Origin of the sequence: Methylobacterium sp. SyP6R (genome assembly GCF_019216885.1) — a bacterium.
In the GTDB taxonomy this organism is placed as follows: Bacteria; Pseudomonadota; Alphaproteobacteria; order Rhizobiales; family Beijerinckiaceae; genus Methylobacterium.
Genome location: NZ_JAAQRC020000001.1, coordinates 4,481,813 through 4,497,208, shown reverse-complemented (window position 1 = coordinate 4,497,208; position 15,396 = coordinate 4,481,813). Strand labels below are relative to the sequence as shown.

Here is a 15,396-nt window from a genome sequence, read left to right as displayed (position 1 = left end):
TTATTCGAGCGCGCCTGGCGGAACCCTTACCGTTCGCCCCATCGAGAACCCGACATGACCGACAGCGTCGACGCGCTCACGCTCGAGTCCATCGTCAAGACCTACGGGGCGACCGTGGCGCTCGGCGGCGCCACGATCCGCGTCGCGGCCGGCGAGGTCCACGCGCTGCTCGGCGAGAACGGCGCCGGCAAGTCCACCACCGTCAAGCTGCTCTCGGGCCTGATCCGGCCCAGTTCCGGCGAGATCCGGGTCTTCGGCGCGCCGGCCGCGATGGCGTGCCCGTCGGACGCCCACCGGCTCGGCATCCAGACCGCGTTCCAGGAGATCAGCCTGGTGCCGGATCTCACGGTCGCCGAGACCATGCTGATGCCCTACGCCCCCCGCGGAAGGTGGGGCCTGCTGCGCCGGCGCGAGGGCGAGGCGGCGATCCGCGCCCATCTCGACCGGATCGGGCTGTCGGACATCGACACCCGGGCGGAGGTGCGCGCCCTCGACCTGCCGCAGCGCCAGAAGATCGAGATCGCCCGGGCGGTGTATCGGACACCGCGCATCCTCCTCCTCGACGAGCCGACCTCGGCACTCTCGGGCGGCGACATCGACTGGCTCGGCGGGCTCATCGCCCGGCTCAAGGCCGAGGGCGTGACGACGATCTTCATCTCGCACCGCATGGCCGAGGTGCGCCTGTTCTGCGACCGCCTCACCGTCCTGCGCAACGGCAAGGAGGCCGGCACCGCCCGGGTGGGCGAGGTCGACGACGACACGGTGATCCGGATGATCATCGGGCGCTCGCTCGAGGCCACCTTCCCGCCAAAGCCGGTGCCGGCGCCCCGCCCGGCGGGGGCCGTCCCGGTCCTGAGCGGGGAGGGCCTGAGCACCGGCGGCAAGCTGCGCCAAGCCGCCTTCTCGCTCTGGCCGGGCGAGATCCTGGGCATCGCCGGTCTCCAGGGCATGGGCCAGCAGGACCTCTTCCACGCCTGTTTCGGCCTGGTCCCGCTCACCGAAGGCACCCTGTCGGTCGATGGCCGACCGATCACCCTGCGCTCGCCGCAGGACGCGATCCGGCCGGAGATCGGCCTCGCCCTGGTGCCGGAGGAGCGCAAGACCGAGGGCCTGTTCCTGAAGCGGGACGGCCGCTTCAACGTCTCGCTGCCGGTGATCGACCGCTATGCCCGTTTCGGGTTCGTCGACCGGGCGGCCGAGCGCCGGGACGTGGCGGCGGCGCTCGAACAGGTCGATATCCATCCGCGCGCCATCTTCACCCCGGCGGGTGCGTTCAGCGGCGGCAACCAGCAGAAGATCGCCATCGCCAAGTGGCTGATCACCGGCGGCCGCGTGCTGCTGATGTTCGATCCGACCCGCGGCATCGACATCGGCACCAAGCACCAGCTCTACGGCCTGATGCGCGACTTCGCGGCGGCGGGCGGCGCGGTTCTGTTCTACTCGACCGAGATCACCGAACTGGTGAACCTGTGCGACCGGGTCCTCGTCCTCTATGGCGGGACTGTCGTCGACGAGATGCAGGGCGAGGCGATCGAGGAAGAGCGGATCATGCGCGGGGCCCTCGGGGGCGCCGCGCGCCACGGAGCGCACGCATGACGAGCCTCGCCGCGACCTCCGCCGCCCCTCGGCGGCCTGGCGCCCGCCCCGGCGCGTGGCGGCCGGGCCTGGCGCGCCACCGCGGCGTGCTGATCGCGCTGACCGTCTTCGCGATCCTGTTCGGGGTCGTCGTGGCGATCTCGGGGTTCAACTACTTCCAGTTCAGCTTCGTCTCTTCCGGCGGGGCGGCGCTGGCGCTGGCGGCGGTCGGGCAGACCTTCGTGGTGCTCACCGGCGGGTTCGACCTCTCGGCCGGCGCCGTGGTCTCGCTGGTCAACGTCGTGCTCGGGACCGGAATGGGACCGAGCATCGGCTCGCAGGTCCTGTTCGGCCTGATCGCGCTCGGCATCGGCGCCGTGGTCGGGGCGTTCAACGGCGTCTTCGTCGCCTATGTGCGGATGCAGCCAATCGTGGTGACGCTGTCGACGATGTTCATCGTCCAGGGCGTGACGCTTCTCGTCAGCGACAAGCCGGGCGGCACCATCGCCCCCGAATTCGTCGCCTTCTTCACCGGCGACGCGATCCCGGGAATTCTGCCGGCGCCGGTGCTCGTCGTGGCGGGCGCGGCCTTGGTCTGGCTCCTCGTCAAGGCGACGCGGTTCGGCATCGGTCTCTATGCCGTTGGCAGCGACGAGGACGCGGCCTTCGCCTCGGGCCTCGACACCCGCTTCGTCACCTTCCGGGCCTACGTGCTGGCGGGAACCTTCTACGGCGCGGCGGGCGCCTTCGTGTCGGCGCAGACCGGATCGGCGGATCCGCTGGTCGGGAATTCCATGCTGCTCCAGATCTTCGCCGCGGTGGCGCTCGGCGGAACGGTGCTGGGGGGCGGGCGCGGCGGCGCGATCGGCTCGATCATCGGCGCCTACACGCTGATGATCGCCGTCAACATCCTGCTCGCCCTCGACGTGCCGGCCTTCTACTCGTCGGTGGCCGAAGGGACGCTGCTGATCCTCGCCGTCATCGGCGGCTCGCTCGGCCGGCACTCGGCGCTGGCAGATTACCTCCGGCTCGGGCTCCTCACCCTCAAGGCCCGGCGGGACGGTACGCTTGCCGCCGCCCACCGCTCGCACCGTCCAAAGCTCGTGCTGCCGCCGGTGGCGCGCCGCAGCCACGCGCCCGCCGCCTCCGGCTGGCTGGTGCGGAATCGCGAGGCGCTGAAATACACGCTTCCCGCCTATGTCGGCCTGGTCCTGGTGCTGGTGGCGACGCAAGTCGTCAACGGCAACGCGCTGACCAATCCGGGCTTCTTCAACTCGCTGGTCGTGCTGTCGTCCTTCCTGGCGATCCTGGCGCTCGGCCAGGGCACGGCGATCCTGACCGGCGGCCTCGACCTGTCCCTGCCCTGGATGATCTCGCTCACCGGCATCGTGGTGGCGGGCCTCGTCGGCGGCTCGGACCAGGCGGCCTTGTGGGCCGTGCCGCTGGGCCTCGGCCTCGGGACCGCGCTCGGCGCGGTCAACGGGCTCGGCATCGTGCTGTTCGGCCTGCCGCCGATCGTGATGACGCTCGCCATGAACGGCATCCTCCAGGGGGCGGCGCTCGTCTATAGCGGCGGCACCCCGTCGGGCTTCGCCTCGCCGGGGATGCGCTGGGTGATGACGGGCCAGTTCCTCGGCGCCACGCCGGTGGTGTGGGGCGTCCTCGCCTTCGCGCTCGCCGCCGCGATCCTGCTCGGCCGCACCGTGTTCGGACGCCGGGTCTACGCCATCGGCAACAGCCCGCTCGCCGCCCGCTTCAGCGGCGTCGGCGTCGGCGGCACGCTCATCGGGGTCTACGCCCTGTCGGGCTTCTGCGCGGCGCTCGTCGGCATCCTGCTCGCCTCGTTCAGCGGCCAGGCCAGCCTCGGCATGGGCGACGAGTACCTGCTGCCCTCGATCGCCGCGGTGGTGGTGGGCGGCAGCCTGATCACCGGCGGGCGGGGCCGCTATCCCGGCATGCTCGGCGGCGTGCTGCTGCTCACCGCGCTCTCGACGCTGCTCGCCGGCACCATGCTGCCCCACGCGGTGCGGGACATCATCTTCGGCCTCGTCGTGCTCGGGGCCGTGCTCGCCCTGCGCGATTGAGGCGGGTTTCACCAACAAGACGACACGGGAGGAGTCCATGCGCATCGAGATCCTGGCGGACGTCAAGACGACCCTCGGCGAGGGCCCGCTCTGGGACGTGGAGGAGCAGCGCCTGTACTGGATCGACAGCTTCGACGGGCGGGTCTTCCGCTGCACCGTGGACGGGCGCGAGATCCGGGCCTGGGACGTGCCGCAGAAGATCGGCTCGATGGCCTTGCGCCGCGGCGGCGGGGCGATCGTCTCGCTCCAGCGCGGCTTCCACGCCCTCGACTTCGAGACCGGCGAGGTCACCCTGATCCACGATCCCGAGCCCGACCGGCCGGCGAACCGGCTCAACGACGGCAAGGTCGACCGCCAGGGCCGCTTCGTCGCCGGCTCGATGGACACGATGGAGGAGGGCGCCAACGGAGCGCTCTACCGCCTCGATCCCGACCTCTCCGTGCACCGGCTCGATTCCGGCATCATCTGCTCGAACGGCCCGTGCTGGAGCCCGGATGGCGGCACCTTCTACTTCAACGACACCTGGTCGGGCGAGATCTGGGCCTACGATTACGACACCGCGACGGGCGACGTCTCGAACCGCCGGACCTTCGCGCCGGTCGACACGTCGGGCGGCGGCGCAGCCGACGGCTCGACCGTCGATGCCGAGGGCTGCCTGTGGAACGCGCTGGTCTATGACGGCAAGCTCGTCCGCTACCGGCCCGACGGCACGGTGGACCGCGTGATCGAGATGCCGGTCAAGAAGGTGACGAGCGTCATGTTCGGCGGTCCGAACCTCGACATCCTGTTCGTGACCTCGATGGCCAAGCCTCCCCTGCCGCGCTTCCCTGGAGACGGGCCTTTGCGCGGCAGCCTGTTCGCCATCCATGATCTGGGCGTGCGCGGCGTGCCGGAGATGCGGTTCGCCGGTTGAGCGGGGGCGAGGCGGCGTCGGAAGCCGTTTTCCTCGGAGGCCGGGATTTGTCCTCACAGCCTCTGCGCCGAAATCCAGATCTAGAAAGCCCGAATCTTCCCTGAGTGTGATCCGTCGAAATGATCATGGGGCCAGCAAAAAACAGTTCGAAACCGAGCTGAGCGGAGTTGTGCCATCCAGTCTACCCGACGTGTCGCGAACGGCTGCAAGAGCATGGGAGCGTCGACCGCCGCAAACCCTCCCCCCTCTGCGGGGGAGGGTGCCCCACGGAGTGGGGCGGGAGAGGGGAACCACGGTTCCGGATAAGACTGAACCGTTTTGAAGGGCGCTCCCTGGATCGGCGTCGCGCTGCCCCTCTCCCGGCCCCTGCTGACGCAGGGTCCACCCTCCCCCGCAGAGAACGGAGGGTTCATGCTCTCGGCTGTTGCGCCGGCACCGCGCAACCTGCTGTTTTGTTGTCCATACATGCAGTTCCGCTTGGAGCGCTTCCTAACTTTGAGTGACGATCGGATCTCCATAGAAAATGCTGTGAAATCCGAGGCCAAGAACATCGACCGATTGCAGTGCGAACGGGCGATGTTCTAGACTCGTCGGTGCGCCCCGTATCGGCGCCGCGATCGGAATCGAGTGAATGAGCCAGCACCCCGCCGCGCCTCCGGTCCGGATCGAGGCCGATTATCTCCTGGAGACCGCGAGCGATCCCCGCCGTGTGGCGGAGACGATGGCCGGCGAGCAATCGAGCGGCACCTTCGTGCCGGTGCCGGGCGAGACGCCGGAACTCAAGGCCCGTTCCGCCGCCCGGGTCGAGCGGCTGGAGGTGCTGGAGGAGGGCGTCGCGGCCCCGTCGCTGCCGACCACCGCCGCCATCGACGCAGGCAAGTTGCGCCGTGCCCGCGTCACCCTGTCCTGGCCGATCGAGAATCTCGGCCCCTCGCTGCCGAACCTGCTCGCCACGGTGGCCGGCAACCTGTTCGAGCTGCGCCCGGTCACGGGCCTGCGCCTCCTCGACATCCGGCTGCCGCAGGCCTTCGCCGAGGCCTATCCGGGCCCGCGCTTCGGGATCGAAGGCACGCGCCGCCTCGCCGGCGTCGAGGGGCGGCCGATCATCGGCACCATCGTCAAGCCGAGCGTCGGTTTCGGGCCGGACGAGACCGCCGCCCTGGTCCGCACCCTGTGCGAGGGCGGGATCGACTTCATCAAGGACGACGAGTTGCAGGCCGACGGGCCGCATTGCCCGTTCGACGACCGGGCGCGCGCGGTGATGCGGGTCGTCAACGACCATGCCGAACGGACGGGGAAGAAGGTGATGGTCGCCTTCAACCTCACCGGCGAGATCGATCAGATGCGCCGCCGCCACGATCTCGTGCGCGATCTCGGCGGTACCTGCGTGATGGCGAGCCTCAACTCGGTCGGCCTCGTCGGCATGATCGAGCTGGCGCGGATGAGCGAGTTGCCGATCCACGCCCACCGCAACGGCTGGGGCGCGCTGACCCGTCACCCGCTGCTCGGGTGGTCCTACGTCGCCTGGCAGAAGATCTGGCGGCTCGCCGGCGCCGACCACATGCACGTCAACGGCCTCGACAACAAGTTCTCGGAGGACGACGACAGCGTCGTCGCCTCGGCTCGGACCTGCCTGACCCCGCTGTTCCCCGACAAGCCGTGCCTGGCCATGCCGGTCTTCTCGTCCGGCCAGACGGTGCGGCAGGCGCCGGGCACCTACGCGGCGCTCGGCTCCACCGATCTCATCGTCACCGCGGGCGGCGGCATCGTCGCCCATCCGGGCGGGCCGGGCGAGGGGGTGGCGGCGTTCCGCCAGGCCTGGGAGGCGGCGGTGGCGGGCATTCCGCTGTCCGACCACGCCCGCACCCATCAGGCCCTGGCGCAGGCGCTGGAGGGCGCCGCATGACCCCGAATATCCAGGCCTTCCGTGCGCTCCCCGACGGCCCGCTCGTCGCCTTCTACGGCGACGATTTCACCGGCTCCTCGGCGGCGATGGAGGTGCTGGCCTTCGCCGGACTCGAGACCGTGCTGTTCCTCTCGGTTCCCGGCGCGGCGCGCCTGAAGGCCTTCGCGGGCGCCCGCGCCATCGGCATCGCCGGGGTGGCGCGCTCGCAGCCGCCGGCCTGGATGGACCGGGAATTGCCGCCCGCCTTCCGGCTCCTCGCCTCGCTCGACGCGCCGGTGGCGCATTACAAGGTCTGCTCGACCTTCGATTCGGCGCCGCATGTCGGCTCCATCGGCCGGGCCGCCGAGATCGGCCACAGCGTCTTTGCCGGCGACTGGATCCCGATGGTCGTCGCCGATCCGGGGATGGGGCGCTACCAGAGCTTCGGCCACCTGTTCGCGATGGCCGACGGCCGGGGCCACCGCCTCGACCGTCACCCGACCATGGCCCGCCACCCGGTCACGCCGATGGACGAGGCCGATCTCGGACGCCATCTCGCCCGCCAGACGGCGCTCCCGATCGGTCTCGTCGACTTCGTGGCGATGAAACGCGGCGCGGGCGATGCGGCGCTGGCCCGGGCGAGGGAGGAGGGCGCCCGGATCGTGTCTCTCGACGTGCTCGATGCCGAGACCCTGGCCGAGGCCGGGCGGCTGATCTGGGAGCGGGGCGGGCGCCCGGTCTTCGCCATCGGGTCGCAGGGGATCGAGGCCGCCCTGGTCGCCCATTGGCGCGCCGCCGGCCTGCTGCCGGCCGAGCCGCCGGTCTCCCGGCCCGGCCCGGTCGCGCGGATGGCGGTGGTTTCCGGCTCGGTCTCGCCGGCGACGGCCGGCCAGATCGCCCACGCCCTCGACCGGGGCTTTGCCGGCATCCGGCTCGACGCCCGCCTCGTGGTCGATGACCAAGCGTTCGCGCGCGAGATCGGCCGGGCGGTCGAGGCGGCTCTCCGCGCCCTCGGCGCGGGGCGCGATCCCCTGGTCTACAGCGCGGCCGGCCCGGACGATTCGGGCGTCGCCGCCCTGCGGGAGGCAGTGTCCGTCGCCGGTCTCGATCCGGTCCAGGCGAGCGAGCGGCTTGGCGCCGGGCTCGGCCACGCCCTGCGGGAGATCGTGCGGGCCGCCGGCCTGACCCGGGCGGTGATCGCGGGCGGCGACACCTCGGGTCATGCCGCGATGCAGCTCGGCATCGACGCGCTCACCGCGCTCGGGCCCCTCGATCCGGGTTCGCCGGTCTGCCGGGCGCATGGCCCCGACACGCCCCTCGACGGGCTCGAACTGGCGCTGAAGGGCGGCCAGGTCGGCCGGCCCGATTTCTTCCTGGCCGTCAAGCAGGGTGGCCGTGCCGCCTCGTGAGACGATGGAGGTGAGGAGACGACGCAGCGGCTCGCGGGCAAGGCCGCCCTCGTCGACAGGGCGGGACCATCGGCCTGTCCGTCGCGACCGCCTTCATGCGCGTGGGCGGCGGCACGGTCATCAGTATCGCCTCGCTGTCGGGCCGGCGCGGCGGCAACGGGCAGGCGGCCTACGGCTTGGCCAGGGCGGGGCTCGAACTCCCGACCAGGGTCAGGCGGTGGGGCTTGCCGCCCACACCATCACCGTCGATACCATCGCGCGCAGCGCGTTCCAGACCGAGATCGCCAGGACGATGCACGACCGGGCGGCCCGGGCCGCCTACGCCGCCCGGATCCCGCTGATCCGCGACGGCACCCCGGGTGGAGGACGCGCCCGGCGGATGCTGCTACCGCGTCCGGAGCGCGGACGGCGACCTGTCCGGCATCACCCGGCTGCCCGCATCGTGTCACCCGGCCCGGGTGACACGATGCGGGTCTGCAGGGGAGCGCAACCTGCGCTCACCGCCGCCGGCCGCGCGTGTCCAGAAGGGCGGGAGCGGTAGGCGCCAAAGACCGGGCCGGCGCGATCCCTGCCAGCGTCGCACCGGCCGCGAGACCCCCATCGCGCGGGCGCATCGCGCCGTCGCCGAACAGGCCGCCGGGGCCCTGGTTCGGCACCTCGATCCGCGCGCCCCACACGTCGATCGTGTGCGTCTGCTGCGCGAGGACGCTGCCGGTGGTGGCGGCCAGCAAGGCGGAGGCAAAGATCAGCCGGTGCAACATCTGACTATCTCCGAAATTCCGCCGCCTATCAGCGCGGCGTCTGTCTCGAAGATAATTTTTTCCTGCATTCGAAATATCGTCGCAAAATATAGAATGGCACATACATTGATCTGCGCCGGTCATACTAAGGTATTGCGAAGCGGCGGCTCCGGGGACGGAGGCGCGGTCCGGCCTCGTCTCGGGCCGGGTCCGGCGGCCGTGTCGCCCTTGGCTCCGGTCGTCCGCCGGCATCGTCCGACAGGTCGCGGCCCCCAAGGCCGGCCGTGGCGCGGCCGGCCGCCGGAAACGCCGCGCCGGGGGGCCGTACGATTGGAGCCTGAGCCGATGAGGGCGCCCTGTCGTCGAACGGGGGACGTGGAGATGGCGACCCCGGTAGGGCTCGAACCTACGACCTGCCGCTTAGAAGGCGGCTGCTCTATCCAGCTGAGCTACGGGGCCTGGCCGGATGGCGTGGTAGCAGGACACTTGCCGCCCGTCCACACGGGACGGGACGCCGCGGACGGCTTGTGCCCCGCGCCCGGCGTCGACGACGGCCTCTCGCGCACGTGCAGACTCTACCCCGCCGCCACGGCCGCCGACCACGGCGAGGCGACGTCGCTGCACGCACTAGCCTCGCCGCCTTCCAGCCTGACGAAGTTGGGGCAGGCGAAGTTGATCGGCAGGACGCCGTGCTCCACCACCGCCAGCGGGCCCGCCGCCGCGAGGGCGTCGCGCACGGCCTGCGGGAGGCGGGCATCCGCCGTGGCGCCGTCCGGGCCCGAGACGTCGATGCGCGGTGCGTGGGCCGCCTCGCCCGCCTCCATGCCGAAATCGATGAGGTAAGCGAGGGTCTGGTAGACGCTCGCCAGGATTCGCCGCCCGCCCGATGCGCCGGCGGCGAGGCGCGGACCGTCGCCCGTGCGCGGCGTGACGATGACCGGGCACATGTTGCAGAGCGGGCGCGCGCTCGCGGCGATCGCGTTGGCGCTGCCGGGGCGCGGATCGAACCACATCACGCCGTTGTTCATCAGCACGCCGGTTTTCGGCAGCACGACCCGGCTGCCCATCGACGAGAGCAGCGTCGTCGTCAGCGAGACCAGCATCCCGTCCCGGTCGACGACCGTGAGATGCGTCGTGCAGGTATCGCCAGGTGTGTCGCCCGTCTCCCCGGCCGCGCCCAAGCCCGAAAGGCGCCGGGCATAGGCGTCGCGCATGACCGTCGAGAGGGTGGAAAACCAGGCGGCGTCCGGGCCGGAGGGCGGGAGGGCGACCTCCGCCATGCCGGCGACGACCTCGGCCAGCGTCGGCGCGGCGGTGAGGCCGCCCGCATGGTGGACGAGGTGGTCGCTGCGCCACGCGAGGGTCGGCGCGTCGCGCAAGCCGGCCAAGCAGCCGGCCAGGTCGTCCCGGTCGATCACGCCGCCGACGGCCGCGACGTCGGCGGCGAGGTCGCGGGCGATCCCGCCCTCGTAGAAGTCGCGCAGGCCGCGTTCCGCCAGCCGCTCCAGCGTCTCGGCCAGGCGGCCGAGGGGCCGGAAGCCGGGCGTGCCCTGGTAGGGCGGCACCGGCGGCAGCCCGTCCGGCAGGTAGATCCGCGCGCTCTCCTCGTAGAGCCGCAGCAACGAGGCCGAGGAGGCGATCTTCAGGGTGGTGAACCAGTCCTGGGCCAGGCCCCGCCGCGCCAGCGCGATGGCCGGCGCCAGCAATTCCGCGACCGGGCGGCCCGTCCCGAACGCCTCGTGCAGCGCGGCGTAGCCCGCCACCGCCGAGGGGATGCAGAACGAGAGCGGCCCGTGGACGTTGCGGTCGCCCTCCACCTCGGGCCAGGTGAACAGGTCGCGCTTTTCCCGGCCGGTGAGAGGATAGTCCGCGGCCTTCGTGTTGCGGCTCGACACCGGCCCGAAATCGACGACCGTCGCCCGCGCGGCGCCGGCCGGCAGCACCAGGGCGAAGCCGATGCCGCCGAGCCCGCTGTTCCAGGGCTCGACCGCCGCCAGGGCGAAGGCGGTGGCGAAGGCCGCATCGGCGGCGTTGCCGCCGGCTGCGAGGATCGCCGCGCCCGCCTCGGCGGCCTCGCGGTTCTGCGCCACCACGATCCCGTTCCGGCCCGACGCGACCGGCTTCGTCACCGTCCAGTTCTGCGTGCGATAGGGCGTGGTGTCGTGAGCCGGCATCCGCATGTCCTCCCGAGTCCGTCGGTCGGCGAGGATGACCGGCCGCGGATCGCCCGCCAAGCGCCGATGCCGCGGGGGCGATGCGCCTGCCGGGCAGGGGAAGGCCATCGGCGACCGGCCCGGCACTCGACCGCCAGGGGCGTCGGGATGCCGACGTGTCGTCTGCTCGGAGCCTGGATGGCCGATCGGGTGACTCGCCCCCACCCGCAACCTCGTCCCGAGGCGCCGCGTCGCGGCCTCGACGGAGGGCTCCAGACGTCGCGATGATCCGTGGACTCCTCCATCGAGGCTTCCTCCGGTCGCACCTCAGAGCCTGTTTGAGCGGAGTGATTTGAAAAAAACCGAGAGGGATTATGGATATCCTACTCTTCCACCTCAGGATGGGGTTAGAGGATAGGACGATCCCGCCTGACTCAAGTCTTGGGTGCTCAGACAGGCGCTCGAGATGGGCTCGCTCATGGGATGGAGAATGCCATGACGACGCCGATCTCGCCAGTCAAACAGGCTGCCGGATTCCCCTGGTCTCGCCGGTTCCCGTCGCGGAACCGGCGACCGTTCCTTGCGGAACCCGTTCAGGCCTCGGACTTGCGCGGCCGGCCGCGGCGGGCCGGTGCCGCGGGCTCGGCCTTGGTCTCGGCCTGGGCCCGCTGGGCCGCAGCGCGCTCGCGCCGGATCTGGCCGAGGCCGAGGCTCTTGGCGAGCTCGGAGCGCTGGGCCGCGTAGCTCGCCGCCACCATCGGATAGTCGTAGGGCAGGCCGAACTTCTGGCGGTACTCGTCCGGCGTGTAGCCGCGCGTCGTGAGGTGCCGCTTCAGGCTCTTGTACGGCTTGCCGTCGAGGAAGCTCGTGATGTGGTCCGGCGTCACGGATTTCCGGATTTGCGCGGCGGTGACCTTATGGTCCTCCACCGGCTCGGGCGCCGGCTGATCGAGGCCGACCAGCGTTGCGTGTATCGATGCAATCAGGCCGGGCAGATCTGCTACCGGAACGTTGTTGTTCGAGACGTAGGCGCCGACGATGTCACTCGTCAGCTCGATCATCGGAGAGGTGAGGGAGACTGCGTCGTCCATTTTTTTCTTCCAAAATACCAACCCGTCCTGTGATGGGCGCCTGCCGCTCCAGGGTCAACCGGCATGACCGAACAACCCTCCGATAAAGCGGTCCGCTCGTACGATTTCATGGGGATTAAGCTTGCAAAGACCGCGGCAACCAGGCTTCGCCCGGGGTGGAACAAGTGAAATGGTAAGTCTGGGACCGCCGGCCCGGGCGGTCCGCCCCCCGCGTTTCGTACGGCCCCGCTCGAACCCGGGGCCGGGAGCGGCGTTCGGTGGAGGGGGCGCGGGAGCGGCGATCATGGATGTCGGACGCAAGTCGGGGCGGCCCGGGCGGGTCGTCGAGGTCGGGATTCGCGGGCAGGCCCGCTACGCCCGCATGGCGAGCGGCGAGACGATCTGGTGGGGCTCGGAGGAGGATGTGCCGGACCGGGTCGCCCTGGCCGCCGCCGCCGCCGGTGACGCCGTCGGGCAGGGCCCCGCAACCGGGCGCGACCGCGTCGAGCAAAGGTAGGACGGGCTCGGCGGTGGAGGTGGCAGGCCCGAGCGCCGGGACGCCACCCCGAACCCCCGCGCATGACGGCTACGCGTCGATCCGAGGGGGGACGGGTAGAAACGCGCGCGCTTCTTCCCTATATGGGTGTCATGGCAGACAACACTTCCACTCCCTTCACCATCGAGATTTCTCCCATCACCAAGCCGGCTGGCCAGTTCCAGTGGGCCATCCGTCGGAACGGCAAGCTGATCGAGCGGTCGGACCGTCCGCATCCGACGGAGGCCAAGGCCGAGGCCAGTGCCCTCGCGGCCGTCGAGCGCAGCATGCACTCCGCCAGCAGCGGACGTTGGTAAGCCGCCCGGTGCACCCATCCCGCTGTCCCGGCGGGCCGGGTGCGCCCCTCCGGATCACGGTGTGATCCCGGCACTACCCCCCCTCGATCCTCCCGCCCTCGTGCGGGCTGCAACGGCCGCGCCCTGTGACGCGGCCGTTCTGGTGCGCCTGCGCGCGCCGCCGACGGCCGACGAGGAGGCCGTCTCCCTCACCTGCAGCCTGCGCCTGTCCCCCGGCGACCACGTGCTCAAGCGCATCGTGATCGAGGGTGGATCCGCATCCGGCGTCACGCTCGATTGCGCCGGCGCCACTCTCGGCCGGCCGGACGTGCCGGCGCATCTGGGCACCTACACGATCGCGATCCGCTCCAAGGCCCCGGCTCGCCCGGGTGAGCCGTGGGACCGGCCCTCGGACATCCGCATCCGCGACTGCACGGTGTTCGGCCATGTCCGGATCTGGGGCATGGGCGAGAACGGACAGGGGCCGCTCCTGCGTGAATCCTCCCACAGCCTGGGCCACACCGAGCGCGCGCAAGCCGCGGCGCCGACCGGCGTGACGATCACCGGTACGACCATCGTCGCGGCCGGGCCGATCCCGCTCTATCTCGGGCCCGGCGTGACCCGGGTCACCCTCCAGGGCTCGCGTCTCGCCGGCCGCTCGGTCTCGACGGCGCTCTACCTCGACGCCGAGAGCGCCGAGAACCGCATCGTGGACAACGACATCGAGACCGAGACCGGACGCGAGGCCGTCGCCGTCGACGGGTCGGCGCGCAACCGCATCACCGGCAACCGCTTCATCCTGCGGGGCCAGGGCGGCGTGCGCCTCTACCGCAATTGCGGGGAGGGCGGCACGGTGCGCCACCAGACGCCCTCGGACAACGTTATCACCGGAAACCGCTTCCGCACCGGCGGGTTCTTCCCGGCCGCGGCGATCGTGGTGAATTCCCGCAACGGCTGGCGGCTGACCTGTGGGGAGGATGCCGGCTACCCGTTCGGCAGCAGCATCGATAACGGCGATCACGGGACCGGCAACGTGGTGGCGCCCAACACCGTCGAGTGAGGCATCCCGGATCCGGCGCATGACGGCCCCGTTTGATCCAGATCAATGCGGCAAGCCTGGCGGTCCCCATCCTCCCGGTGGGACCGTCGAGGCCGAGGATGCCGCATCACCTGATCCGCAAGTTCGGTCGCTACGCGCGCCTCTCCCCGGACGACGAGGCCGTGCTGGGACGGCTCGTCCGCGATGCCGACTGGATCGGGCCCGACCACGACCTCCTTCGCGAAGATGCCGCCGCCAAGGCGGTATGGGCGATCCTGGAAGGCTGGGCCTGCGCCTACAAGCAGCTGGAGGACGGGCGCCGGCAGATCACCGCCTACCTCATGCCCGGGGACCTGTGCGGGACGCCGATCGTCTTTCCGGGCATCGTCAACTACTCGGTCGGCACGCTGACGCCGGTGCGCGCCGCCCGGATCCCCGGCCCCATCCTCCTGTCCGCGATGGACGGCCACCCGCCCATCATGCGGGCCGTCTGGCTCGACATGCTGGCGACGTCGGCCATCCAGCGGGAATGGACGGCCAATATCGGCTTTCGCACCGCCAAGGAGCGGATCGCGCACCTGTTCTGCGACATCGTCTCCCGCCTGCGGGCGGTCGGGCTGACCGACCACGACGGCTGCATCCTGCCGCTCACGCAGGAAGATCTCGGCGAGACGGTCGGGATCTCGACCGTCCACGTGAACCGTACGCTCCAGGACCTGCGCCAGGCCGGCCTGATCACGCTGCGGCGCCAGCGGCTCGGCATCCCGGATTTCGCGGCGCTGCGGCAGGTCGCCCGGTTCGACGACGTCTATCTCTGCCAACGCCCGTCGGTTGGCGGGGAGCACGGAGGCATCGATGAGAAACCCGACGCGGATGTGATCGCCGGATCGGGGATGATGGGCATCACCATGTGATCGATCGAAGCAATATTTCTCATCTCATCCGAAGGGCGATGCGGAACGCCGTGCGCCTGCTTCGGAACCGTGCGCGGTTACGGTTCCCGGGTTCCGCTTTCGCGGCCCCGGGATGACGGGGAGAGTTTGCGTCGGGCCGGCCCACTCGAACAGCCTCTCAGGGCGCGATCTGCAGGATCGCCTCGACCTCGACCGTCATGGCGTTGGGCAGCGAGCCCATCCCGACCGCCGAGCGGGCGTGGCGGCCGGCATCGCCGAGCACGTCGACCAGAAGATCCGAGCATCCGTTGATGACCTTCGGATGGTCGGCGAAATCGGGCTCGGCATTGACCATCCCCAGCAGCTTCACCACCGCCTTGACCCGCGACAGGTCGCCGAGCGCCGCCTTGGCGACGGCGAGGAGCTGCAATCCCGCCAGTTGCGCGTCGGCGTAGCCCTCCTCGATCGTGGCGTCGCGGCCGAGCCGGCCGGGGCGATAGGTGCCGTCCGGGCGCTTCGGACCCTGGCCCGAGAGGTAGAGCAGGTCGCCGACGATGCGGTAGGGCACGTAGTTGGCGACCGGTACCGGCACCTGGGGCAGGGTCAGGCCGAGCTCGGCGAGCTTCTGTTCGGGGGTCATGCGTGGCTCCTGGTCGTGGATGTGGACAAGATCTCGGGCGTGGAAGAGGATCTCGGGCGTGGAAGAGGACGCCGCCGACGATCGCGGCGGCCGCGGACGGGCGACACTCGCCCGAAGGATGCGCCCCGGTCGAATGGCGGTGTCGAAGCCGCCGCCGTCAAGCG

At 71.0% G+C, this 15,396-nt stretch carries 14 protein-coding genes and 1 tRNA gene; 10 read left to right on the top strand and 5 right to left on the bottom strand.

Annotated features, from left to right (window positions below; genetic code table 11):
- Window positions 1–54: 54 nt before the first annotated feature.
- The 6 genes from HBB12_RS20715 (at window position 55) to HBB12_RS20690 (ending at window position 8,407) form a co-directional block, all read left to right on the top strand.
- The gene (locus tag HBB12_RS20715) at window positions 55–1,596 is read left to right on the top strand and encodes a sugar ABC transporter ATP-binding protein (protein ID WP_236991076.1); all 1,542 of its coding nucleotides are present in this window, start codon (window positions 55–57) and stop codon (window positions 1,594–1,596) included.
- Complete coding sequence (locus tag HBB12_RS20710) at window positions 1,593–3,659, top strand: ABC transporter permease subunit (protein ID WP_236991075.1); 2,067 nt, start codon at window positions 1,593–1,595, stop codon at window positions 3,657–3,659. The genes HBB12_RS20715 and HBB12_RS20710 overlap by 4 nt, the downstream gene beginning before the upstream one ends.
- Window positions 3,660–3,696: 37 nt before the next feature.
- Window positions 3,697–4,572 (top strand): SMP-30/gluconolactonase/LRE family protein, encoded by an 876-nt coding sequence (locus tag HBB12_RS20705; RefSeq protein ID WP_236991074.1) that lies wholly within the window; start codon window positions 3,697–3,699, stop codon window positions 4,570–4,572.
- A 631-nt stretch (window positions 4,573–5,203) separates the two neighbouring features.
- Window positions 5,204–6,478, top strand: coding sequence for a ribulose-bisphosphate carboxylase large subunit family protein (locus HBB12_RS20700; protein WP_236991073.1), 1,275 nt, complete (start codon window positions 5,204–5,206; stop codon window positions 6,476–6,478).
- The gene (locus tag HBB12_RS20695) at window positions 6,475–7,866 is read left to right on the top strand and encodes a four-carbon acid sugar kinase family protein (RefSeq protein WP_236991072.1); all 1,392 of its coding nucleotides are present in this window, start codon (window positions 6,475–6,477) and stop codon (window positions 7,864–7,866) included. The genes HBB12_RS20700 and HBB12_RS20695 overlap by 4 nt, the downstream gene beginning before the upstream one ends.
- Before the next feature lie 217 nt (window positions 7,867–8,083).
- Window positions 8,084–8,407: a hypothetical protein gene (locus HBB12_RS20690; RefSeq protein WP_236991071.1), complete on the top strand. Its 324-nt coding sequence runs from the start codon at window positions 8,084–8,086 to the stop codon at window positions 8,405–8,407.
- Here HBB12_RS20690 and HBB12_RS20685 read toward each other — a convergent pair.
- The 4 genes from HBB12_RS20685 to HBB12_RS20670 all read right to left on the bottom strand — a co-directional run bounded on the left by HBB12_RS20685 (window position 8,364) and on the right by HBB12_RS20670 (window position 11,850).
- Complete coding sequence (locus HBB12_RS20685; RefSeq protein WP_236991070.1) at window positions 8,364–8,627, bottom strand: hypothetical protein; 264 nt, start codon at window positions 8,625–8,627, stop codon at window positions 8,364–8,366. The genes HBB12_RS20690 and HBB12_RS20685 overlap by 44 nt on opposite strands.
- Window positions 8,628–8,988: 361 nt before the next feature.
- A tRNA-Arg gene (locus tag HBB12_RS20680) sits at window positions 8,989–9,065 on the bottom strand.
- Between the two features lie 116 nt (window positions 9,066–9,181).
- Window positions 9,182–10,780: a gamma-glutamyltransferase gene (locus HBB12_RS20675; RefSeq protein ID WP_236991069.1), complete on the bottom strand. Its 1,599-nt coding sequence runs from the start codon at window positions 10,778–10,780 to the stop codon at window positions 9,182–9,184.
- Window positions 10,781–11,352: 572 nt separating this feature from the next.
- On the bottom strand, window positions 11,353–11,850 hold the full coding sequence (locus tag HBB12_RS20670) for a Ros/MucR family transcriptional regulator (RefSeq protein ID WP_236991068.1): 498 nt from the start codon (window positions 11,848–11,850) through the stop codon (window positions 11,353–11,355).
- 283 nt (window positions 11,851–12,133) lie between these two features.
- On the opposite strand from HBB12_RS20670, the gene HBB12_RS20665 reads away from it, so the two are divergent.
- From HBB12_RS20665 to HBB12_RS20650, 4 genes are all read left to right on the top strand, one after another.
- Complete coding sequence (locus HBB12_RS20665) at window positions 12,134–12,346, top strand: hypothetical protein (protein ID WP_236991067.1); 213 nt, start codon at window positions 12,134–12,136, stop codon at window positions 12,344–12,346.
- 131 nt (window positions 12,347–12,477) lie between these two features.
- Complete coding sequence (locus HBB12_RS20660) at window positions 12,478–12,681, top strand: hypothetical protein (RefSeq protein ID WP_236991066.1); 204 nt, start codon at window positions 12,478–12,480, stop codon at window positions 12,679–12,681.
- Between the two features lie 142 nt (window positions 12,682–12,823).
- Window positions 12,824–13,720 (top strand): right-handed parallel beta-helix repeat-containing protein, encoded by an 897-nt coding sequence (locus HBB12_RS20655; RefSeq protein ID WP_236991065.1) that lies wholly within the window; start codon window positions 12,824–12,826, stop codon window positions 13,718–13,720.
- Between the two features lie 98 nt (window positions 13,721–13,818).
- Window positions 13,819–14,613 carry a Crp/Fnr family transcriptional regulator gene (locus HBB12_RS20650; RefSeq protein ID WP_236991064.1) on the top strand — a complete coding sequence of 265 codons (795 nt, stop codon included), beginning with the start codon at window positions 13,819–13,821 and terminating at the stop codon, window positions 14,611–14,613.
- A 157-nt stretch (window positions 14,614–14,770) separates the two neighbouring features.
- Here HBB12_RS20650 and HBB12_RS20645 read toward each other — a convergent pair whose 3' ends face one another.
- Window positions 14,771–15,232 (bottom strand): RidA family protein, encoded by a 462-nt coding sequence (locus HBB12_RS20645; RefSeq protein ID WP_236991063.1) that lies wholly within the window; start codon window positions 15,230–15,232, stop codon window positions 14,771–14,773.
- Between the last annotated feature and the right edge of the window lie 164 nt (window positions 15,233–15,396).